The organism is Bacteroides sp. NSJ-48, from assembly GCF_014287405.1.
Taxonomy (GTDB): Bacteria; Bacteroidota; Bacteroidia; order Bacteroidales; family Bacteroidaceae; genus Bacteroides; species Bacteroides stercoris.
The window spans coordinates 61,111-84,467 of record NZ_JACOOD010000008.1 but is presented as its reverse complement, the minus strand read 5'-3'; the positions used below and the strand labels follow the sequence as shown (position 1 = coordinate 84,467).

Annotated in this window: 15 protein-coding genes; 14 read left to right on the top strand and 1 reads right to left on the bottom strand. The window is 42.9% G+C overall.

All coding sequences use genetic code 11. The features are described from left to right. Positions 1 to 513: 513 nt before the first annotated feature. From H8S52_RS05805 to H8S52_RS05790, 4 genes are all read left to right on the top strand, one after another. Complete coding sequence (locus H8S52_RS05805; protein WP_117954470.1) at positions 514 to 3,480, top strand: TonB-dependent receptor; 2,967 nt, start codon at positions 514 to 516, stop codon at positions 3,478 to 3,480. Between the two features lie 4 nt (positions 3,481 to 3,484). Continuing rightward, positions 3,485 to 5,125 carry a RagB/SusD family nutrient uptake outer membrane protein gene (locus H8S52_RS05800; protein WP_117899232.1) on the top strand — a complete coding sequence of 547 codons (1,641 nt, stop codon included), beginning with the start codon at positions 3,485 to 3,487 and terminating at the stop codon, positions 5,123 to 5,125. Positions 5,126 to 5,139: 14 nt separating this feature from the next. Continuing rightward, positions 5,140 to 6,621 (top strand): SusF/SusE family outer membrane protein, encoded by a 1,482-nt coding sequence (locus H8S52_RS05795; RefSeq protein WP_117984400.1) that lies wholly within the window; start codon positions 5,140 to 5,142, stop codon positions 6,619 to 6,621. A 100-nt stretch (positions 6,622 to 6,721) separates the two neighbouring features. Beyond that, positions 6,722 to 8,767 carry an alpha-amylase family glycosyl hydrolase gene (locus tag H8S52_RS05790; RefSeq protein WP_117984398.1) on the top strand — a complete coding sequence of 682 codons (2,046 nt, stop codon included), beginning with the start codon at positions 6,722 to 6,724 and terminating at the stop codon, positions 8,765 to 8,767. A 5-nt stretch (positions 8,768 to 8,772) separates the two neighbouring features. On the opposite strand, the gene H8S52_RS05785 is transcribed toward H8S52_RS05790, so the two are convergent. Further along, positions 8,773 to 9,750, bottom strand: coding sequence for a GNAT family N-acetyltransferase (locus H8S52_RS05785; protein WP_186909452.1), 978 nt, complete (start codon positions 9,748 to 9,750; stop codon positions 8,773 to 8,775). Positions 9,751 to 9,828: 78 nt separating this feature from the next. Here H8S52_RS05785 and H8S52_RS05780 point away from each other — a divergent pair, with 78 nt between their 5' ends. The 10 genes from H8S52_RS05780 to H8S52_RS05735 all read left to right on the top strand — a co-directional run bounded on the left by H8S52_RS05780 (position 9,829) and on the right by H8S52_RS05735 (position 23,343). Then, a complete protein-coding gene (locus H8S52_RS05780; RefSeq protein WP_005654652.1) occupies positions 9,829 to 10,365 on the top strand; it encodes a nitroreductase family protein in 537 nt (178 codons plus the stop codon). Positions 10,366 to 10,367: 2 nt separating this feature from the next. After that, entirely contained in the window at positions 10,368 to 10,703 is a 336-nt protein-coding gene (locus tag H8S52_RS05775; protein ID WP_005654653.1) for a hypothetical protein, read from the top strand. Between the two features lies 1 nt (position 10,704). Then, positions 10,705 to 11,496 (top strand): Rossmann-like and DUF2520 domain-containing protein, encoded by a 792-nt coding sequence (locus H8S52_RS05770; protein ID WP_186909451.1) that lies wholly within the window; start codon positions 10,705 to 10,707, stop codon positions 11,494 to 11,496. 19 nt (positions 11,497 to 11,515) lie between these two features. After that, positions 11,516 to 12,046 carry an HAD family hydrolase gene (locus H8S52_RS05765; RefSeq protein ID WP_022103778.1) on the top strand — a complete coding sequence of 177 codons (531 nt, stop codon included), beginning with the start codon at positions 11,516 to 11,518 and terminating at the stop codon, positions 12,044 to 12,046. A gap of 67 nt (positions 12,047 to 12,113) precedes the next feature. Next, positions 12,114 to 12,695 carry a Maf-like protein gene (locus tag H8S52_RS05760; protein ID WP_117901672.1) on the top strand — a complete coding sequence of 194 codons (582 nt, stop codon included), beginning with the start codon at positions 12,114 to 12,116 and terminating at the stop codon, positions 12,693 to 12,695. Between the two features lie 297 nt (positions 12,696 to 12,992). Beyond that, on the top strand, positions 12,993 to 13,853 hold the full coding sequence (locus H8S52_RS05755) for a hypothetical protein (RefSeq protein ID WP_186909450.1): 861 nt from the start codon (positions 12,993 to 12,995) through the stop codon (positions 13,851 to 13,853). 18 nt (positions 13,854 to 13,871) lie between these two features. Beyond that, positions 13,872 to 15,686, top strand: a complete 1,815-nt coding sequence (locus H8S52_RS05750; protein WP_186909449.1) for a DUF5123 domain-containing protein — start codon at positions 13,872 to 13,874, stop codon at positions 15,684 to 15,686. 33 nt (positions 15,687 to 15,719) lie between these two features. After that, positions 15,720 to 18,167, top strand: a complete 2,448-nt coding sequence (locus tag H8S52_RS05745; RefSeq protein ID WP_186909448.1) for a BACON domain-containing protein — start codon at positions 15,720 to 15,722, stop codon at positions 18,165 to 18,167. A gap of 36 nt (positions 18,168 to 18,203) precedes the next feature. Next, positions 18,204 to 21,419: a TonB-dependent receptor gene (locus H8S52_RS05740; RefSeq protein ID WP_186909447.1), complete on the top strand. Its 3,216-nt coding sequence runs from the start codon at positions 18,204 to 18,206 to the stop codon at positions 21,417 to 21,419. A gap of 22 nt (positions 21,420 to 21,441) precedes the next feature. Next, positions 21,442 to 23,343 (top strand): RagB/SusD family nutrient uptake outer membrane protein, encoded by a 1,902-nt coding sequence (locus H8S52_RS05735; protein ID WP_117901677.1) that lies wholly within the window; start codon positions 21,442 to 21,444, stop codon positions 23,341 to 23,343. The last annotated feature ends 14 nt before the right edge of the window (positions 23,344 to 23,357 follow it).

Genomic DNA, 23,357 nt, shown 5'->3' with positions numbered 1-23,357 from the left:
ATTAGGGATAAATGTCTTATTTCTTCTTTCTTTTTTTTGCTTTATCGCATATATAATATCGTTTTATCACTTTCTTTTCCTTGTTTTTCGGTTGCGGGCTCTACAGTTGCCAATTGCAAGCCCAACAGCCCGCAGCTGGCAACCGTAGAGCCCACAGCTGCGAAACGAAAAAATAAACCTGCTTTTTCGGGGAAAATATAGTAGGTAAACTACTATTAAGTGAGTGCTTTTGCAGGTATTATCTTGTTGATTTCCCGTTATTCATTGCGTGTTTTGTTTATGTGTCCGTGCATTTATCAGATGATTGTGTATTATACCGGATATAGTGCAATCGTTTGCATTCTTCTTATTGAAGTTTTTGCAGCATCTTTGTCGCTTACTCGATAATATGGTATACATTTGTTCTATCATAATAAAGTATTTGGGATACGTTTCGTAATAAAGTTAATATACTGAAACGTTTTTTGAATATACTATGGATAATTAATATTGTTAACTTTAATTTTTAAATGCATGAAGCAAGTTAATCTTAGAATCTATCGAACGATTCTTCCCTTGTTGTTAGGGTTATTCTTGTCAGTTGGCGCTTATGCACAGAACATTACTGTAAAAGGAAATGTAAAAGATGCTACAGGTGAACCTGTAATTGGCGCAAATGTACTGGAAAAAGGTACTACAAATGGAGTTATTACTGATTTAGACGGTAATTTCCAGTTGCAAACATCGGCGGGTGCAACTCTTGTTGTTTCTTTTGTGGGCTATCTTCCTGCAGAAGTAAAAGCTGCATCCGTACTTAATGTTGTTTTGAAAGAAGATGCTCAACTTCTTGATGATGTCGTTGTAATTGGTTATGCAACAGGAAGTCAACGGACAATATCCGGTGCAGTTCAGAAAGTGGGACGTGAAGAAATGAATGCCGGTGTTGTCGTCAATCCGTTATCTGCCATTAAAGGTAAAGTTGCAGGTGTGAATATTCAGAAAACCGGTGGTGACCCTACTGCTGCTCCGGCTATTCGTGTTCGTGGTACTACTTCTTTGACTGGTGGTAACGACCCGTTGGTTATTATTGATGGCGTATTTGGCGATTTGAATATGCTGAATGCTATTTCTCCTGCTGATATTGAGAATTTTACAGTGCTGAAAGATGCTTCTGAAACGGCTCAATATGGTTCTCGTGGTGCTTCCGGTGTCATTGTTGTTACCACTATTAAAGGTAAAAATGGTGTTAAGAGCTTAAGTTATGATGGTAGTTTCGGTATTGAAACCGTTTATAAGAATTTGGAAATGCTGGATGCTAACCAGTATAGAGCTGCTGCACAGAATTTGGGAATTGATATATTGGATAAGGGGTATAATACTAACTTTATTAAAGAAATGCAGCAGACTGGTTATACTCAAAATCATCGCTTGTCATTCTCCAATGGTAATGATGATTCAAACTACCGTGCTTCTATTGGTGTTATAGATCAAAAAGGTATTATAAAAAATAATACAATGCGTAACTATACCGCTAAGATTGATGCTATGCAAAATATGTTCCATAATAAGTTGAAGTTGGAATTTGGAATGTTCGGTTCGTTGAAAGAAAACAGATATGTGAATGACTATCAGAAAACATTCTATTCTGCTGCTTCTTATAATCCTACTTTCCCTAATTTTAAAAATCCGGAAACAGGTATGTGGGATGAAAATGCAAATGCTAATGAAGTACAAAATCCATTGGGCCGTTTGGATATTGATGACCGCGAAACTAATGCTTTTATCAATACAAATGCCCGCATTACATGGAGCATTAATAATGATTTGAAATTAAGTGCATTCGGTTCATATACCTATAATGTAAAAGAGAATAAAAAATATATTCCTTCTTCTATAAAGGCCGGCCTGAGTAATCGTGGAGAGGCATATCGTGGTGATAATAAATCTCAGTCAATGTTGGCTAACTTGATGTTGACTTATAAAAAAAGCTTTGGAAAACATTATATCAATGCTTTAGGTTTGGCGGAAGTTCAACGGGTAACCAATACGGGTTTTGGATCTACGGTACATGGTTTCAGCACAGACGATTTTTTATATAACAATTTGCAGGCTGGTGCTGTATTGAAATGGGGAGATAATACTTCTTATTATAATAACCCGAGTTTGGCTTCTTTCATGGCACGTGTCAATTATTCATACGCAGATAAGTATATTGTTACAGTGAATGCTCGTACAGATGGATCTTCAAAAGTAGGAGAGAACAATAAATGGGCGTTTTTCCCGTCAGCATCTCTTGCATGGGTTCTTAAAGAAGAAGCGTTTTTGAAAGATGTTGATATGATTAGTAATTTGAAATTGAGAGTAGGTTACGGTCTTGCTGGTAATCAAGATGCTATTAGCTCTTATAATTCATTGCCATTGATGAGTCCTAATGGTACGACAACAGTAAATGGGCTTCCGGTAGTAACAATGGGAGTTACTCGCAATTACAATCCTGATTTGAAGTGGGAAGTAAAGAAAACTTTTGATGTAGGTTTGGACTTTGGGATGTTTGATGAACGATTGAGTTTAACTTTAGACTATTATAATTCAAAAACAACAGATTTATTGTATAATTATGATGTAAAGGTTCCGCCTTTTACTTATCCTACTTTGCTTGCCAATTTGGGTGCAATGCGTAATACAGGTTTTGAAATAGCAATCAGCGGTACTCCGTTGAAAACAAAAGATATGGAGTTGAATATCAGTGCTAATGTTGCATTTCAAAAGAATAAGTTGCTTTCTTTGAACGGAACGTATATGGGAGAACCTATGACCGCTAAGGAATACATGAACTTGGGCGGTATGAATGGTGCCGGATTTATTGGTGGATACAATCAAATTATTTATCAAATGGTCGGACAACCGGTAGGCGTATTCTATTTGCCTAAATGCGATGGATTGGTTGATAATGGTTTTGGTGATTATACTTATCATGTTCAAGATATTGATGGCGTGGAAGGTGTTGATTTGGCTGATGGAAAGGATCGTTATATTGCTGGTCAGGCTATGCCTAAAGCTTTATTGGGTGCAAATATCGGATTCCGTTATAAACAATTTGATATTCAGGTACAAATGAATGGAGCTTTTGGACATAAGATTTATAATGGTACTTCTTTGTCTTATATGAATATGAGTCAGTTCCCGACTTATAATGTTTTGGCTGAAGCTCCTCAGAAAAATATTAAAGACCAAACTGTAACCGATTATTGGTTGGAAAAAGGTGATTACCTGCATTTTGACTATGTTACATTGGGTTGGAACTTGAATACAAAAAATCTGAAAGCCATCAAATCTTTACGTGTTACTTTCTCTGTAAATAATTTGGCTACGATTACAGGATACTCAGGGCTTTCTCCGATGATAAACAGTACAACGGTAGGAAGTGACCTTGGTATTGATGACAAGCGTTTCTATCCTTTGTCACGTACTTATTCATTGGGACTTAGTGTTAACTTTTAATTAGATGCATATTATGAAAAGAAGAATATTATATAGTTTGTTGATGACAGCAACACTTGGCTTATCTTCTTGTGAATCTTTCTTGTCGGAAAATCCGAAAGACCAAATTACAGAAGAACAAGCTTATCAGAATTCTACCTTATTATACTTGAATACGGTAGCTTCCCTTTATACGCAAGTTGGTGCTAATGGCGGTGGGGCAGGACTACAAGGTACTGACCGTGGGCTTTATGATTTGAATACTTTCACAACCGATGAAGCTATGCTTCCCACGCGCGGTGGTGACTGGTATGATGGTGGCTTGTGGCAAAATCTGTTTCTTCATAATTGGGGTACGAAGAATGATTTGGTAAAAGGCAGTTGGGATTATCTTTATAAGGTGATTGCACAAGCTAATCAATCATTGGATAAATTGAAAGAAATTTTGGAGAACAATCCGGAGAACATTTCAGTTCCTAAATATATTTCGGAAGTACGGGCATTCCGGGCAATGTACTATTATTATTTATTGGATATGTTTGCCCGTGTTCCATTGGTTACTTCTTCTTCAGTAGCAATGGAAGATGTAGTACAATCCGAACGTTCCGCTGTTTTTAATTTTGTAAGAACCGAATTAGAAGAATCGGTTGAAGACCTAAGCGATGCGCACAGTAATTTGACAGGTGAATATTATGGTAGAATAACAAAACCTGTTGCGTATTTTCTGTTGGCGAAGCTAGCTCTTAATGCAGAAGTCTATGCAGATGACAATTGGACGGACGGTACCAAATTGGATGGAAAGAATATCAAATTTACAGTAGACGGTACTGAAATGAATGCTTGGGAAGCTACAATCGCATACTGTGACAAGATAAAGAATCTGGGCTATAAATTGGAACAAAAATTTGAAGCAAACTTTTCACTTAAGAATGAATCGTCAGTAGAGAATATCTTTACTATTCCGATGGATGCAAATCTTTATAAGAATGAATTTTATAATTTGATTCGTTCCCGCCACTATAATCATGGTAATGCTTATGGACAAGGTGGATGGAATGGTTCGTCTGCAACAAAAGAAGCTCTCGATGCCTTTGGTTATGGTACAAGCTCCCCAGATCCGCGTTTTGAATTGACTTATTATGCAGGAAAAGTAGAAGGACCTAATGGGACTATAAAGCTTGATGATGGAACAGATTTGGAATATGTACCTTCTGAAATTACTTTGGATTTGTCTGGCAAAGCCTCAGAGAAGACGGCAGGTGCACGTATGAAAAAATATGAATTGGATGCTTCTGCTACCAATGATGGTAAACTTCAAAGTAATGATATTGTTCTGTTCCGATATGCTGATGTACTTTTAATGAAGAGTGAAGCTAAAGTGCGTAATGGTGGCAATGGAGATGCTGAACTGACAGAGGTTCGGGAGCGTGCCGGTGCTACTTTGGATGTGACAGCCACTCTTGAAACTTTATTGGAAGAGCGTTTGAGAGAATTTGCATGGGAAGGTCTTCGCCGTCAGGATTTAGTTCGTTTCGGTAAGTTTACCCGCGCATATACTGATAGACCTCAGTTGCCGAAAGAAGATACTGGTTATACTACTGTATTCCCGATTCATGAAGATGTATTGAGCTTGAATGGTAAACTGACTCAAAATTACGGTTATTAATAATTAATGATTTAATGGAAAGTAATATGAAAAAAGTATTCCAATATATGACAACGCTCCTATTGCTGTTGGTGGTGGGAACAAGTTGTGAAGAAGGCAATGATAACTGGAGAATCATTACTGATGCTCAACCGGGAGCTTATATCACTGGTGATGCTACGATTTATAGTGCTACGGCTACATCGTCCCAACTGGTGGCTGCACCGTTGGATGGAGCTCCGGAAGGTACAAATGTAATAGGTATTTACACTTGGCTGAAGTCAAACGGAAGTTTTACCATTCTGAATGTAGATGAGGAAGGTAATGAGATAAATTATGGCAAGGGTGACGTAGTAGCTTCTACTCCTGCTGAAACAGTAGCTTTAGCAGCTGGTGGTACGCCTTTCACTGTTGCGGAGGATGGTTTGTACTATGTGGCTATGAATAAAGCAGATAATCAACTGACGATAATACCTGCTACATTCGGTATTATCGGTGATGCTACTCCCTTGCAATGGAATGGTGAAACTGCCATGCAGGCAAGTTATAATGAAACTCAGGCTACGGTTGAATATACTATTAGTGATGTAACGTTGGATAAGAAAGAAATGAAGTTCCGTTATTCAGGTGATTGGGGGCTGGAATTCCCTTATCAAGGTGGTAAGGTTAAACTTCATACTAATATGGGATATAATGGCGATAATGCATCTGCAATATCAGAAGCTTTTAGTGAGTGTAAAGGTGGTGGAGCAAACTTTCAGGTGGGCAAAGCCGGTGTCTATACAGTTACCTTAAAACTGGATTTGCGTACCGGGCAGTTCTCTGCAAAAGCTGTTTGTACAGCTGAAGATACATCTTCTGCTACATTACCTGAAAAAATGTTTGTAAATGGTGATGCTTGGGAGTGGAAGCAGGATTGGAGTACAGCTCCTGAGATGATACCTGTTCATAGCCATGATGGAATGTTCTGGGGCATCTATTATTTGCAGGCAGGTGACGGAATGAAATTCAATAATGAAAAGAGTTGGAGTACCGGTGAGAATTTCGGAGTGGAAAATGAGGATCCTAAAGGTTATGGTGAATATCCGGCTGGTGGTTCTAATTTAAAAGTTGCTGATACAGGATATTATTTGGTAATTGTATCTTGTACTCTTTCTGCGGATAAAAAATCTATAAACAGAAAAGTTATTCTTGCTGAGCCGAAACTCTTCTTAAGAGGTGCTTGTGCCGGTGGATGGGCAGACGCAGGTGCAGGTAGACCGGATGATTCGGAAGTTGCTTTCACCTTGTCGTCAGATGGCATTGCTTATGAGGCTGTAGCAGCCGGAGACGGAGACCTGCGTATTTATGTGTCTACTGGAATTCAAGGAGTTGATTGGTGGCAGTCTGAATTTCTGCTACGAGATGGTAAAATTGAATACCGTGGTAAGGGTGGCGATCAGGAACCTCGTGTTCAGATAGAAACCGGAAAGACTGTTACTCTTGATTTTAGGACAAATACCGGTACTATCCAATAAGTCTTAAGAATAAAAGAAAGTGAGGCTACAATGGATGAATCTTCATTGTAGCCTCTTCTCTTCTTTTCGATATTAGTTTTAAACAGAAAAATCTAATGATATGAAAAAAGTAAAATTACTTCTTCTTTTTTTATTTTGGATAATTCCCTTTTGCTTCATAGCATGCAGTGACGATGAAATTGGTGGTGGAAGTGGCAATGACGATGGTATTTGGATAGATGTTGCGGCATCTTCTGCCAATTGGGATGGTGAAAAGAGGGCGGACATATCTTATCAGCTGTTGGTATACTCTTTCGCTGACAGTAATGATGATAAATGTGGAGATATCAGAGGACTTATTACAAAACTGGATTACCTTAATGATTTAGGGATAAAGGCTATTTGGCTATCACCTATTCATCCGGCTATGTCATATCATGGATATGATGTGACAGACTATTCAGGGTTGAATCCGCAATATGGAACGATGGCCGATTTTGAAGAGTTGGTTACTAAAGCCCATAGCCTCGGTATTAAAATTTATCTGGATTATGTGATGAATCATACGGGGAGTGCACATCCTTGGTTTAAGGAAGCCAAGGCCTCTCCGAACAATGAATACCGTAACTATTACATCTTCTCACAAGACCCGAAATCCGATATTACTGCCGGTAAAATTCCAATGATAAAGCGGGAAAGCTCTATGGGATATAATGCAGGCGAATGGTTTTCGGCTGGTATAGGTGATGCCATGAAAGGATATTATAAGTTTGTACTCGACTGGTCTAATGCTGCAAGACCCACCATAACAGTTACAAAAGCAGATACTCCGAACGCGGATACTCCGGACGTAACCACGCAAGATGCCAAGTACTTATATTATGGTGAGGGCATTTGCAAGAAATTCTATGCGAGAGGCAATAATAAGTACGAGTTAACGGTTGATCTTGATACGGATTGGGGCTTTTTAATCCGTACAAGCAATACTTCATGGGACAACGGAACGAAGTATGGAGCTCCGTCTAAAGCAAGTAAAGTGCAGTTGGGCAAGCCTTTTACTTTGAGTAATGCAAATCCTGAGGACATATTGTTTGCATCGGTCGAAGCATGGTATTTCCATTCCCATTTCCAAACAGACTGGTTTGCCGACCTTAATTACGGTGCTATTGATGATGCTGACAACTCTCCGGCATATAAAGCAATATCCGCTGCTGCAAAAAAATGGATAGACAGGGGAATTGACGGCTTCCGTTTGGATGCGGTGAAGCATATTTATCACAGTGCCACTTCGGATGAGAATCCCCGTTTTCTGAAAATGTTCTATGATGATATGAACGAATATTATAAATCGAAAGGGCATACAGATGATATTTATATTGTAGGTGAAGTCCTTTCGGGCAGTGACGAGGTGGCACCTTATTATCAAGGACTTCCCGCATTGTTTGAGTTTGACTTCTGGTATAAACTGGACTGGTCGATTGCCAACTCCACTGGTTGTTACTTTGCGAAAGACATACTTTCTTTCCAACAGAAATATGCGAGATACCGTGCCGATTACATAGAAGCTACCAAACTATCCAACCATGATGAAGACCGTACAGCATCCAAACTAGGAAAATCAGAGGCAAAGTGTAAACTTGCGGCTGCCGTATTGCTCACCGCACCGGGCGAACCCTATATTTATTATGGGGAAGAATTGGGTATCTACGGAACGAAAGAAAAGGCGGATGAATATGTACGTAGTCCGATGCTGTGGGGAGATAATTGCACTACTGCCTATACGGATAAGATTGATGCTACCGTGGCTTCGAGTATAAAATCCGTAGCAGAACAGAAGGAAAATGCAAATTCGTTGCTGAATACCTATCTCTCTTTTACCCGTTTGCGTAATACCTATCCGGCTTTGGCTCAAGGTACAATGACAAAACATGCAGTATATAACGAATCGAACGAAAAGTACAAGAGCATTGCTGCATGGTATATGACAAAAGATAATGAAAAGATGCTTGTTCTTCACAACTTTGGAAGCGCATCTGTTAAACTGTCATTGACAGATAATATCGAGAAGGCTGTCGGTGTATCGGGAACTGTTCAGGTGAAAGAAGGGGATAATACTTCCATACGGTTGGGAGGATATTCGTCAGTGGTCTATAAAATAGCCCAATAGCCCGTTTACTCATACATCTTTATCAGCACCCTGTTCAGCCATTCCCACCGAAAACGGAACCAGCGACGGGTGCTGATTTGTTTTCCGCCGAAGCGGAGCACGAATTCGCGGTAGCCGTGTTTGTGGAAAGGCAGGCCTACGTCCATAAATTCCAGGTGGCGGTAGCTGCGTTCTTTGGCATCGTGCAATGCCTGCCACACGGCAAGAATGCCGGGATATTGCAAAGCGTATGTTTTACGCATGCCGCCGGAGAACCATAGGTATGCACTGTTATTGGAATAGATACAGACGCTTCCGCCGATAACTTTGTCTTTATAGGTTACAATGAAAATACGGCTTTTCCGGGGCATTTGCTTCTCCAGAAGCTGGAAAAAGTCTATGCTTGGGAAATGCCGCCGTATCTTGGCAGAGTAGTTGTAATGCAGCATCTTGGCAAAAGCATGGATTTCTTCCGGGGTATGCGCTTCTTTTACTTCTGCTCCGTTGTTCAGCCCTTTTTTGATTTGGCGGATGCGGGAGGAGCTGAAACGGGATTCTACCTGCTCCACATTATGCAACGAGTTGCGTACGCGCAGCCAGTTGACGGCAAAGTAACGGTTCTTGCGGAATACTTTATAACCGGACAACGAATTGTCCAGATTGCGGAACTCGATGAGGAAGGCTTCCCGCAGGGCTTCGTCCGTGAGGCGTTGCAGCATATCGCTAAAGACAGCTTCGCGGTCGAGCGTTTCATCGAAATATTCTCCGGTGCCATACACCTCACACCGCTTGATGATGGCGGGTGGAAACAGTCGTACGCTCTTCCGTATGGCGGCAAGCAACTTGGCTACGGGTATTCCGTTTTCCGACGCCACAATAAGCAAAGGTGTGTATCCCGGAGTTGCTTCATAGACGTGAAACAGCTCCGTAGAGTGGAATGTATCGGTTCCCGGCAGTTCGGGTATCCGGCTTCCCCGATGGTATGTAGTCAGTTTCAAGGGCATTGCTGCAAATTTAAAAAAATAATCTTGTATCTTTGCATTACTTAACGACAAAGTATTCATTTCTAAACGATATACACTATGGAAAGTTTTAGCGAATTGATAAAGACCCGCCGCAGCATGCGGAAGTTTACAGAAGAGGAGTTGACGCAAGAACAGGTGGTTACGCTGATGAAAGCCGCACTGATGGCGCCTACTTCCAAACGGAGCAATGCGTGGCAGTTTATCGTGGTGGATGATAAGGAAACATTGAAAAAGCTGTCTTTCTGTAAAGAGCAGGCGTCGCAATTCATAGCGGATGCCGCATTGGCTGTGGTTGTAACCGCCGACCCGCTGGCAAGCGATGTCTGGATAGAAGATGCCTCTATCGCTTCCATTTACCTGCAACTTCAGGCGGAAGATATGGGATTGGGCAGTTGCTGGGTACAGCTTCGCGAGCGTTTTACGGCATCCGGCATGTCCTCTAACGAATATGTGCACGAAGTACTCGACATGCCTTTGCAGTTGCAGGCTCTCAGTATCATTGCCATCGGGCATAAAGGAATGGAGCGCAAGCCTTTCAATGAGGACAACCTGCAATGGGAAAAGATTCACCTTAACAAATATGGAGGAAAGTAACGGTGAGCGCGGCGAAAGCAAATAACAATAAAGATACCTATAAGGCTACGGCTATCACGCTGATTGTGTTCGGCGTGCTCTATCTGGCAGACAAACTGCTGCATTTCTCCACACTGGGACTGTCGTGGGTGATGAACCGGGATAATTTTCTGCTTTATACGGCAGTCATCTTCCTGTTATTCAAGAATGACAAGTCGGTGGGACTGGTGCTGACGGGCCTGTGGCTGATATTGAATTTCGGATTGATAACGGCTCTGCTCGGTACTATGTCCGCTTATTTGCTGCCGGTGGCACTGTTGGTTGTAGGCGGTATTTTGTATTTGGTATCTACGAGATAAGATGAAAAGAAGCATAGAAGATACATCTGTTGTATTTATCGGAGCCGGCAATCTGGCTACGAATCTGGCAAAGGCGCTTTATTATAAAGGATTCCGTATCGTGCAGGTATACAGCCGTACGGAAGAGTCGGCGCGAATATTGGCACAGGCGGTAGAGGCTGCCTATACTACCGACTTGTCGTCTGTGGCAGCGGATGCCCGGCTGTATATCGTTTCGCTGAAAGATGCGGCGTTTGTGCAACTGCTGCCCGAAATTGTTGCCGGAAAAGAAAATGCCCTGTGGGTACATACAGCCGGAAGTATCCCGATGGATGTTTGGGCAGGCAAGGTAAACCGGTATGGCGTGTTCTATCCGATGCAGACATTCAGCAAACAGCGTACGGTCGATTTCCGGCAGATACCGGTTTTCGTGGAAAGCAATTCTGCGGAAGATACCCGGACACTGAAAGATATTGCTTCCGTACTCTCCGAGAATGTCTATGAGGCCGATTCCGAACAGCGTAAAAGTCTGCACCTGGCAGCGGTGTTCACTTGTAATTTTACCAATCATATGTATGCCCTTGCAGCCGGGTTGTTGAAGAAATACGGGCTTCCTTTTGAAGTGATGCTGCCTTTGATAGACGAGACCGCCCGTAAGGTGCATGAACTCGAACCGCGTCTTGCGCAGACGGGGCCTGCCGTGCGGTATGACGAAAATGTTATCGGCGAGCACTTGCAGATGCTTTCCGACGAACCGGACATGCAGGAACTGTATAGGCTGATTAGCGAAAGCATACATCGGCAAAATAGTTAACTTCTTGGAAAAAATAAGGATGAGTACAATCAATTACGATTTGAATAAGATAAAAGCCCTCGCCTTTGATGTGGACGGGGTGTTGAGCGCCAATGTCATTCCGATGAGTACGGAAGGCGAGCCGCTGCGTACGGTAAACATAAAGGATGGCTATGCCTTGCATCTGGCTGCCAGACATGAAATTCCATTGGCTATCATTACCGGTGGACGCACGGAAGCGGTGCGCAAGCGTTTCCTTGCTTTGGGATTATTGCCGGAGAATATCTATATGGGGTCTTCCGTCAAGATACACGATTATCGCGACTTCCGCGACCGCTACGGCCTGCGGGATGAAGAAATTCTATATGTAGGCGATGATATTCCCGATATTGAGGTGATGCGCACTTGCGGTTTGCCTTGCTGTCCGCGGGATGCCGCTCCTGAGGTAAAATCCGTTGCCCGCTACATCTCCCACAAAGAGGGGGGATACGGTTGCGGACGGGATATCGTGGAGCAGTTTCTGAAAGTGAAAGGCCTTTGGATGGCAGACGAGCGGGCCTTCGGTTGGTAACTTCTGTCGGTTTTATACCTCGCAATCCATAACTTATAATTCATAACTCATAACTCTACTTAAAGCCATGTTGGATAATCTCAAAAAATATAAAGTTATACTTGCCAGCAACTCTCCCCGTCGGAAAGAGTTGCTGGCAGGACTTGGTGTGGACTACGAAGTGCGTACCCTACCGGATGTAGATGAATCGTACCCTGATACATTGCAGGGTGCGGATATACCTCTTTATATCGCAAAAGAAAAAGCGGATGCCTATCGGAACATGTTGCAACCGGGCGAACTGATGATAACTGCCGATACCATTGTCTGGCTGGACGGGCGGGTGCTTGGGAAACCTAAAGACCGGGAAGACGCTTTGTGCATGCTGCGGGATATGTCCGGTCGCACCCACGAAGTGTTTACCGGAGTTTGTATTACTACAACGGAATGGCAGCGCAGCTTTGCCGCTCAGACGGAAGTACGCTTTGCTGAGCTGAGCGAAGAAGAAATAACCTATTATGTAGATAAGTTCCAGCCGATGGATAAAGCCGGTGCCTATGGGGTGCAGGAATGGATTGGCTTTATCGGGGTGGAGAATATTTCGGGAAGCTATTATAATATTATGGGGCTGCCGGTGCAGCGGCTTTATAAGGAGCTTGTCAAGGTTTGAATCCGTAATATCTCGAACGGAAATAGACAACGTTTTTTTGATGGTTGGATATAGTTAAGGGTTGCGCTTTTGTAAGTGCAGCCCTTTTGCTTTATATTCGGATACATTTATCTTTGAAATGTGCTAATCTTGGTGTAGAGATACTCAGAGCAAAGGTGATTTATTTATTGCAGACCGGATTTTACTCTTTTTGTACTAAATCTTACTCATGGTGATGCTGTCTTTTACGGATATTTGCGCAGGCAATAGAATGTTTATTTGTGACTATTGAATACTAACTATAAAACACTAATACTTATGAAACATTTAATGAAATTATTATTTGTTCCGTTTTTGCTATTCTTTTCTTGCACTACGCAAGTCGATGGCGTTTTGAACGACGGTGATCTTCCTCAGAACAATGAGGATGCTTCTGTGGAAGCTACTTTGCATCCCGTCGGTATCAGTTTTAGTAAATCAAGTATTGCTGCATTTGCAGAAGAAGGTATTTCAGAAATTGGCATTTATGTGTACATGGACGGTTCTCTTATATATGGAGAGAAGCAACCTTTGGTGCATGGTGCTATTGAAGTTCCCTTACCTTTGGGAGAAAACCTACAGACTTTTGTTGTGGCGAATGCGGATGAGGTGGCTGATGCCGATCAGCTTTCCACGGCTGTTATCCGTCAGAACGATAATATGCAAAAGCCGGTTTACATTTCTGAAATAATAGGTTTTACTTCTGATAACTCTGTAAAGTCACTTGATGTGGAGCTGAAACGGTTAGTGGGGCAGGCTGTGTTTGCTCCGGTGGAGTCGCAGGAGGAAATGGATGGCATTATTCAATTTGATGCATTGGACATAACTTTCACCAATGTAGGAGTAGCTTATAGTGTGAAAGAAGAAAAGGCTGTTCTTGAGGACGTCACTGTACGCACAAACCGCGAGTCAGATTTTGGTGCATATGTTTATTCTTTCCCTACGGAGAACAACGGTTCACGCACTTCTGTTGATGTCGCTTATCTGAAAGAGGGAGTAATAGTGAACCGTACGAATGGCTCTCTCGATACGGGTATCATCTTTAAATCTTCCAAACGTTCGGTTGTTCATATGGAAATACTGAATGAAGACTGGGTGGAAACCGAGTGGGAGAGTATGATAGAAGAAATTGATTTTTAAAAAACAGCAAAATCTGATATGAGAAAAAGTATATTATCAGCTGTGGCAGGAGTGACGTTCTTGCTCGGCATTGCCGCTTGCTCCGAGGAGAATAAATATGATTCTTCGGTGGTGACGGACATTCAATTGTATCTGGACGATGAGGCTTATTCGCTGAATACCGGCTCGTCCAATAAGCCGTTGTTTATTTATGCCTCCGATGGCAGGTATGTGGCTAACTATTCTACGTTATATCGTTTTCAGCTTCCTAACGGTACATACCGTGTTGTTGCTACTACCGAAGCAGATTCTCTTCCTCATCCGGGCAATTTGAACGACATCGTGCTTAATCAAGACCCGAAAGCAGAGAAAATATATGCTTTATCCGCACCTGTGGAATACACTTCTCCGTTTAATAATCCTTTGGAGGTTCGTATGTACAACCGTACCGGTACGCTCCGTTTGAGAGCTACAGACCGTAAAGCGGACAAACGGTATTCCACGATACGTGCTATTGTATCTACACCTATATCCGGGTATAAGATTTCGGATGCCACATTTGTGAAGTCTCCTATCGAGGTGGTACGCAATACTGCGACTTCTACAGGGGGTGTGAACTATACCGATGATTTGGTGCTGTTTGAAACAGAGACCAGTCAAGAAGCCGTAACTGTACGTATTGAGTATCTCGATGAGAAACAACAGGTAATTCAGACCAAGGACATAGATGGTACCTTCTCCATTCTGCCTAAACAGCTTACTACGGTTTCATTCGAACTTAATAATCCGGATGAACCTACAATTCAGGATTATACGGTAACGATTACTCCCGAAGAATGGGAAGAAGAGGATATTACTCCAGATGCTCCTATTCGTGTGCCGGATGGGTATACATTTGTCAGCCCCGGAGAGAATATTAATAATGTTTATAACAAATTGAAGAGTGATGAGACGGCAGCAGACATTAAACTGTTCCTGAAAGCCGGAACTGCTTATCAGTTTACATCCAAGACATTGGATAATATTCCGAAAGGACTTTCGATTGTTGGACAAGAACCTAAAGCCGGTGAAGGACTTGCCGTGTTGGAATTGAAATCGAGTTTGAGTATGGCAAGTGAGAATCTGATTGAGGAACTCCATTTTGAGAATTTGGTTATTAAAGTAGATGCACAAGATTTCTTCAAACTGAAAAATCAAAAATTCCATGTAGGTACTATTTCATGGAAGAATTGTGAAATTAATGATTTGCAACGTACTATGTGGTATCAGGAGGTAGATGCCGCTCAAAAGCAAATTGTGGATAGGGTTTGCATTGAGAATTGCCGTATTTTGGGTTTGAATTCGGGTAAGAGTGGTTTGTTCGGCCTTTCTACCAAACAGGATGCCCCGATACATGCCTTTGAATTTAGAAACTCGACTTTCCACGCCAATGATATGACTAAAGCGTTGATTACAGGAGTTAGCTCAATGAAAGGTAAACTGGATATAGTGGTGGAGAACTGTACGTTTGTTGCCACGAAAGCAGGTATGACTTTCTTTGACTTGAATGCCAAGAATATTACTGACGGAAGTGTCACAATAAAAAACAACCTTTTCAGTGGTGAGGTTGATGCTGATAATGGTACTTGGTTCAGTCTTCATAAAAATATCACTGCCCGTACATTCGAGAACAATTATATCACCAATGGTTTTGCATTGAAAAACTGGGGTGTGGAAGAGGATGAAAAACCGATAGAAACCGTTCTTCCCATGAATGAACTGTTCGAAGATGTGTCTAACAGGAATTTCACCATTAAGGATAAATCCTCTGAGGTTTATACACAAGGCATCGGTGACCCGTATTGGAGAAAATAAAACCGGAATACTAACGAAAAACAAATAAAAACTATGAGAACTTTCTTATTCATATTATTGGCGGGCTTGTTAGGAGCATGTAGCGACGATGGCGAACTGAATGGCGCCGTGGAAGCCGATAATCTGGAACTGTCGAAGAATGAACTGAAACTTTCCAATGTAGCCGGTTCTTCTACTGTGGATATAACGGCTACTGCCGACTGGGTGGCTGCTGTGGTAGAACCGGTTGGCGATGCGGAGAATACGTGGCTTACCTTGTCGAAAGATAGTGGTACGGGAAATGATGAACTTCGTCTGTTTGTTACGGAAAATACAGATGGAGCCAAACGTACTGGTAAGGTTAAAATAACCATGGCGGGTGCCGGTGCTGCTTTGGAACAGGAGATTTCCGTAGAGCAACTGGGTTCCGACCCTGACATTCTGTTTGAATTTACTTCCGAACCTATCTCTTTCCGGGGAGCGGAAGTGGAACTTAAAGTCGTTTCTAACATAGAGTGGGAAATGAATATCGATGAGCAGTGTGATTGGATTGAAGTAGTGGAGGAAACTCCGGCAACCCGTAATTTCACTACCGATAACCTGAAACTCAAAGTGGCTCTTAATACGGGTGTTGCCCGTTCTACGGAACTTGTTTTCAAAACAGTAGGCGAATACAAACTGCAACGTGTACTGAAAGTAATGCAAGAAGCAGTGAACGGTATGGCAACCATTGAACAGGATGAGTACGCCATTCCGTATAAATGCCGTAAACTGGTAATTCCTTTCACCCAGGAAGGGGATGAATTGGTAGAGGATTTCGATGCCATTCCTTCTGAGTCTTGGATTACCCACAATAAGCGGGAGTCAACAGGAAATGAGATTGTATTGACAATTGCAGATAATGAGGGTGTTTTACCCCGTACATGTACAGTGCGTATCTTGGATAAGAGCGTGACGATTTTCCAATACGGAAAGCCCGATACCGGCATCGGTGATGACAAGAGTGTCGGAGCGTTGGCTTTCCCCGGTGCGGAAGGTGGTGGTCGCTTTACTACGGGCGGACGTGGCGGTACACTCTATAAGGTTACCAATTTGGAAGATTACGGTAGTGGAGAAACACCGATAAAAGGTAGTCTGCGGTATGGTATCGAACAAGTGGAAGGTCCTCGTACTATCGTTTTCGATGTTGACGGTATTATTGAATTGAAACAGGGTATTTATCTGGTAAATCATCCGGATTTGAGCATCATCGGACAGACTGCTCCGGGAGAGGGTATTACATTGAAGAATTATAATTTTTCTTTCAACCTTTCCAAAAAGCCGGAAGAAGGTGCAGGAAGTAAAATCAATGCTATTGTCCGTTTCTTGCGAATCCGTCCGGGAGATACTCATTCCGATTATGCCGAGGATGCTATTGGCGGACGCTATTTTACAGATGGAATCATCGACCATGTTACTGCCGGTTGGAGTGTGGATGAAACGTTGACTTTCTATGGAGTGAGAAACTTTACGGCGCAATGGTGCATTGCCAGTGAGAGTCTGAACTTGTCTAACCATGCCAAAGGCGCCCATGGTTACGGTGCTATGTTTAGCGGTGATAATGCTTCTTTCCACCATATTCTGTTGGCACATCATGGTAGCCGTTGTCCGCGTATCTCCGATCTTTCGGAACCGGGAACTCAGGCTGACTATGACTATTGCGGATATTTTGATGTACGCAATAATGTTTATTACAATTGGAGTGAAAGCGGTTTCGGAAGCTATGGTGGCAAGTATGCGAAATTCAATCTGACAAATTGTTATTATAAACCGGGACCGGCTACCGGTACGGGATATAAGTCATATCGTATTCTTTCTTCCGATCCCACTGCCAGAGCTTATATCGATGGTAATTATGTAGAAGGTAATTCGAAGGTCAGTGCCGATAACTGGACGGACGGTGTTTGGGCGCAGTTTGATAAGAGCTTGATTGAGCAAGGTGTGTCTGAAGAAGAGAAACAAGCTATGAAGATGGCGGATTATCAACCGTTCGGTAAGGTGACCAGTCATACGCCGCAAATTGCTTATGAAAGAGTATTGGATTATGCCGGGGCTTCTTTGCGTCGTGATGAGATAGACCAGCGAGTAGTAGGAGAAGTCAGGGCAGGAAGTGCTCCTTATAAAGGTTCGAAGATGCAATATTGGGATGACAAAGGAAATTTGGTTACTCTGAAAGACTCTGATAAAAAACCGGGTATTATCGATACTCCGAGTGATGCAGCCGGAGGCTATAAAGAAGTGAAGAAAGGTTATCTTTGGCCGGATAGTGATAATGACGGCATACCCGATATTTGGGAACAGGCATACGGCATGAATCCGGAAGACCCTGCAGATGCCAATCAAATCAGTACCAATGTAGATCCTAATGGCCGTTACTCCAATTTGGAAGTATATTTCCATAATCTGGTACAGCATATCGTTTATTATCAGAATGAAGGTGGTCTGTCTATGGAGAGAAAATAGTGAACAACACATACATATACTATATATTTTAGAAAAATGAATAAGTTAATCATAAGCATATTTACTTTGTTGATGGTAGCGGTCGGTGCAATGGCACAGACTGCCACCGTAACAGGTACGGTGACCGACGACTATGGTCCTGTAATCGGCGCCACTGTGATTGTACAAGGTACGACATTGGGTTGTACTACGGATTTGGATGGCAAATTCACATTGACAAACGTTCCTGATGTGAACAAGGCTGTTTTGAAAATCAGTTTTGTAGGTATGGAAGAAGTGAAAGAACCGTTGAAGGGTCGTACTTCGGGTATTAATATACACATGACTGAGTCTGCCAGTATGCTGGAAGATGTAGTCGTTATTGGTTACGGTACTCAGAAAAGAGGTAATCTTACCGGTTCTATCTCCAGTGTGTCGGGAAAGATTCTGGAAAAAGTGCAGACAACTTCTGCAGCCGAAGCTATTGTCGGTAAACTGCCGGGCGTACAGGTGACGACGGTCGATGGTTCGCCCGATGCGGAAGTTAAGATTCTGGTACGTGGCGGCGGCTCTATCACACAGGACAACAGTCCGCTGATTATTCTCGACGGTTTTGAAGTAAACAGCCTGAATGATGTTCCGCCCACGGATATCGAATCTATTGAAGTATTGAAGGATGCCGCTTCTACAGCTATTTATGGTGCTCGTGGAGCCAACGGCGTTATTTTGGTGACAACCAAGAATCCGACGGAGGGTCGTGTTTCTATCAGCTTGAATACCTATGTACAAACCAAGACGCTTTCCAACAAACTGGATGTGATGGACCCGTATGAATTTGTATTGATGCAGTATGAGAATGCCCGCCAGAAGAGCTCCAATCCGACTGACTTTAACAATAAATACGGTCATGCCTACGAACATTATATCTATCAAGGCGACCCTGGTACCGACTGGCAGGATGAGGTGTTCGGTACTCATCCCGTGGCTTCTTATCTTGATCTCAGTGTGAATGGCGGTACGGAGAAAGCAAAATACAAACTGGCTTTTATTCATCAGGATCAACCCAGCGTAATGGTAGGCAATGGTTTGAAGCAGAACAACCTGAATGCCTCGTTCAACCTAAAGCCTTTCAAGTTTCTCACAATGGAATATCGTACCCGCTTGTTGCATAAGGAAGTAGACGGTTCCGGAACAGAGGGAGTCAGTTTGTTGGATGCTTTGCGCCAGGCACCTACCGAAGGATTGGATGAATACATGACTCTACCTGAGGACGATACTTATTTCGATCCGGACCAGCTGGAAGAAGTCGTACGTTTCAATCCCAAAGAAGAGTCAGAAAAAAACTATAAGAAACGTATTAATAAGTTGCTCAATACCATGGGAGCGCTGACATGGGAAATAAAGAAAGGACTGACTTTGCGCAATGAGTTCGGTTTTGAAAATAATACCGAAGAACAACGCAAATTCTGGGGTATGGGCACCAAGAATGCCAAGAATAACAATAACCAGCCTATGGCGGAATGGATGATGAAGCAAGGCACCAAGTGGCAGTTGACCAATGTATTGAACTACAACTTTACTTTGGATGATGATGCGCACGATATCCGGCTGATGTTGGGACAGGAAATCAAACACCAGCAAACCAAGACCAAGACTTATTCCACCCGTTATTTCCCGGAGAATACTACGGCCGAGCAGGCGTTTGACAATCTGTCACTCGGTACTCCGTACGAAAATTCTTCAAAAGCGGATTCTCCCTCACGCATATCTTCTTTCTTCGGTCGTATCAATTATGGATATAAGGACAAATATCTGGCTACGTTTACGCTTCGTGCCGACGGCTCATCGAAATTCGCTTCCAATAATCGTTGGGGATTCTTTCCGGCAGGAGCTTTGGCATGGCGTCTTTCCAATGAAGACTTTATGCAGGACATTCCCTGGATTTCCAACCTGAAACTACGTTTGAGTTACGGTACTTCCGGTAACGACCGTATTGATGCCGACCTCTATCAGAAACTCTACGGAGTAAGCAGCAAGACGCCTGCCGGCTGGGGCGAAATAAGCCGCTACTATTATCAGTTCTATAATACCAGATATGTGTACAACCCCAATGTGAAATGGGAGACTACCATTACCCGTAATCTTGGTTTCGACTTCGGTTTCTTTAAGGAACGTCTCAGCGGTACGGTAGATATTTACTGGAATACGGTGAAAGATTTGCTTGTTCCTTCGGACATTCCCGGCTATACGGGGTATACCAAATTGATGACTAATGTGGGGCAGACTTCCAATCGGGGTATCGAACTTCAGTTGAATGCCTATATCGTTGAAACAAAAGATTTCTCTCTGAATGCGAATTTCAATATCGGTCATAATAAGAACAAAATAGACAAACTGGCAAGCGGTGAGAAAGAATGGATACTGACTTCCGGTTGGAATAAAGGTCTGATGAATGCTGATGATTACCGTGCTTACGTAGGTGGTACCAGTGGCCTGATTTACGGATACGTCAATGACGGTTTCTATACGGTGGATGATTTTGAATCGTTCGATGCTAAATCGCGTACTTGGAAATTGAAAGAGGGTGTGGTAGACTCCAGCCCGTTGTCGGATACTCCGCGTCCCGGTAATGCCAAGTTCAAGAAGCTGACTCCGGTAGACCCGAACAGCGCCAATCCTTATCAACTGACAGAAGCCGACCGTACCGTTATCGGAAATACGACTCCGAAGTTCTCGGGTGGCTTTGGCTTGAACGCTACCTATAAAGGTTTTGACCTCAGTATGTTCTTTAACTTCATGTACGATTTCGATGTATTCAATGCCAATAAGGTAATGCTTACCACGTGGGCGGATAACCATGAAAATAACTTCGGTATGGAAGTAGCTTCCGACAGACGTTGGCGCAATTTCGACGATATGGGTAATGAAATCCGCTATAGTCCGGAAATTCTTGCCGAATTCAATAAGAACGCTACTATGTGGAATCCTACATCCATAGGTAAGCCTATCTGTATGTCTTATGCAGTGGAAGACGGTTCGTTCCTGCGTCTGAACTCGGCTACTTTGGGTTATACGCTTCCGCAGGAGTGGACTAAGAAAGCAGGTCTGAGCAAAGTGCGTTTTTATGTGGCGGGAAGTAACCTGTTTACTATTACCGGATATACCGGATATGACCCTGAAGTGGATATTGCCACGGGATTAACGCCGAATATAGACAATAACCGTTATCCGCGTAGCCGTACCTATACTTTTGGCGCACAGTTGACCTTTTAGTTGAATCTTTAAAAAAAGAACTATGAATAAGAAACTTTTATATGCGTTCGTTGCAGGTTCTCTGCTTTCTTTGTCTTCCTGCAATGACTTCTTGGATGTGACACCGGCTTCGGGATTTACCCCCGATTACGTATTCTCTTCCGAGACGGAGATGAAATCATTGATGACCCGTATTTATTCTTCCATGACGGAAGACGGTCTTTACGGCAGTAATCTGGCCAGCGGATTTAATACGAATACCGATGTGGAAATGTCTTCCTTCAAGAACAGTACGGTCAATTCCGCAGGGTCGGATATAGGTTGCTTTGATGCACGTCCCACCTGGGGAACACTGAACAGTACTTGGAATAATCTGTATTTTGTCATAAACTATGCCAATGACTTTTTGCAATCCGTTCAAGAGTCTCCTCTTTGGTCGGAAGAGATAGGTAAAGAAGGCCCTACCGAAACACAACAGATGTATGGCGAGGTAAAGACACTTCGTGCCATGTTCTATCTCGACTTGATTCGTACATGGGGCGATGTGGTGTTTGTTACCGAACCTACAGAGTCTACGGATGATTTCTTCAGTCGCGGCACTACCAACCGTGACAAGATACTCGAATTCCTTATTGATGATCTTATTGCAGCAGAACCGATGATGAAGTATGCTGCCGACTTGGATTACGGTGTAGAACGTGCTTCACGCGAATTCTGTCAGGCACTTATCGGACAGCTTGCCTTGTACCGTGGCGGTTGGGCATTACGTGCCGATAAAGATAATCCTACGAATGTAGGCTATATGGAGCGTGGAAATAATTTCGAGCATTATTATCAGATTGCCGTTACCTATTTGGGCAAGGTTATCAAAGAAGGCAAGCACGATTTGAAACAGAGTTTTGAAAACCTGTGGATGAACGAATGTAACTGGAAAACCGCCAATGATGATGATGTTATTTTTGCAGTTCCCATGCTGAAAAGTATAAGTAGCCGTTTTGCTTATAATATCGGTGTTACCATTGCCGAGGGTAACCATGAATACGGAAGTGCCCGTAATTACGTCACTTTCTGCGGCACTTATATCTTTTCGTTCGATAAGGACGATTTGCGTCGCGATATGACTTGTGCGCCTTATAAATACGATAAGGATTTGAATCAGGAATATGATATGGGTATTGCCGGTATGGGGGCAGCCAAATGGTCTAAACTCTATATGCAGTCTCCGTTGGGCACAAGCAGCGGAACCAACACAGGTGTCAACAATGTGCGTATGCGCTTTGCCGACGTATTGTTGATGTATGCCGAAGCCGTGAATGAACTTTACGGTCCCCGTGAGGATGCGCAGGAAGCTTTGAAGCGTGTGCGTCGCCGTGCTTTTGCCTCTTCTCTCCATGCAGAGAAAGTGGATACTTATGTGGCATCGCTTACCAATGAACAGGATTTCTTCCAGGCCATTATGAATGAACGTAAGTGGGAATTTGGCGGTGAAGGTATCCGTAAGTACGACCTTGCCCGGTGGAATAAATACGGTGAAGTTATTTATAACCTTTACAATGAAATGATTAATTGGGGACTGGTAGCCAACGGTACGGCTGTGCCGGGAATAGAGAAAGTACCCGAACGCATCTACTATAAGAGCGTACCCGACCCGGAACATGCCGGTCGTACGGTTCTTGACATTGTGGGAATCGATGAATACGGTCCCGAGGTGGGACGTCCTGCCGGTTATGAGATGAAGGAATATGCCATTACATGGCGTACGCTCAATCAGGAGACCCAGCAGTATGAGCCGGCAAGCGAAATTTACTGGAGTTTCCGTGGATTCATTAATAAAAACAATGAGCAGATGGTGAAACCTACCGATCCTTTGCGTTATCTCTGTCCTTATCCGTCCAAAGTGATTACCGACCATAGAGGACTGATTCAAAACTATTACGGATATTAATTACAGCTAAAAGA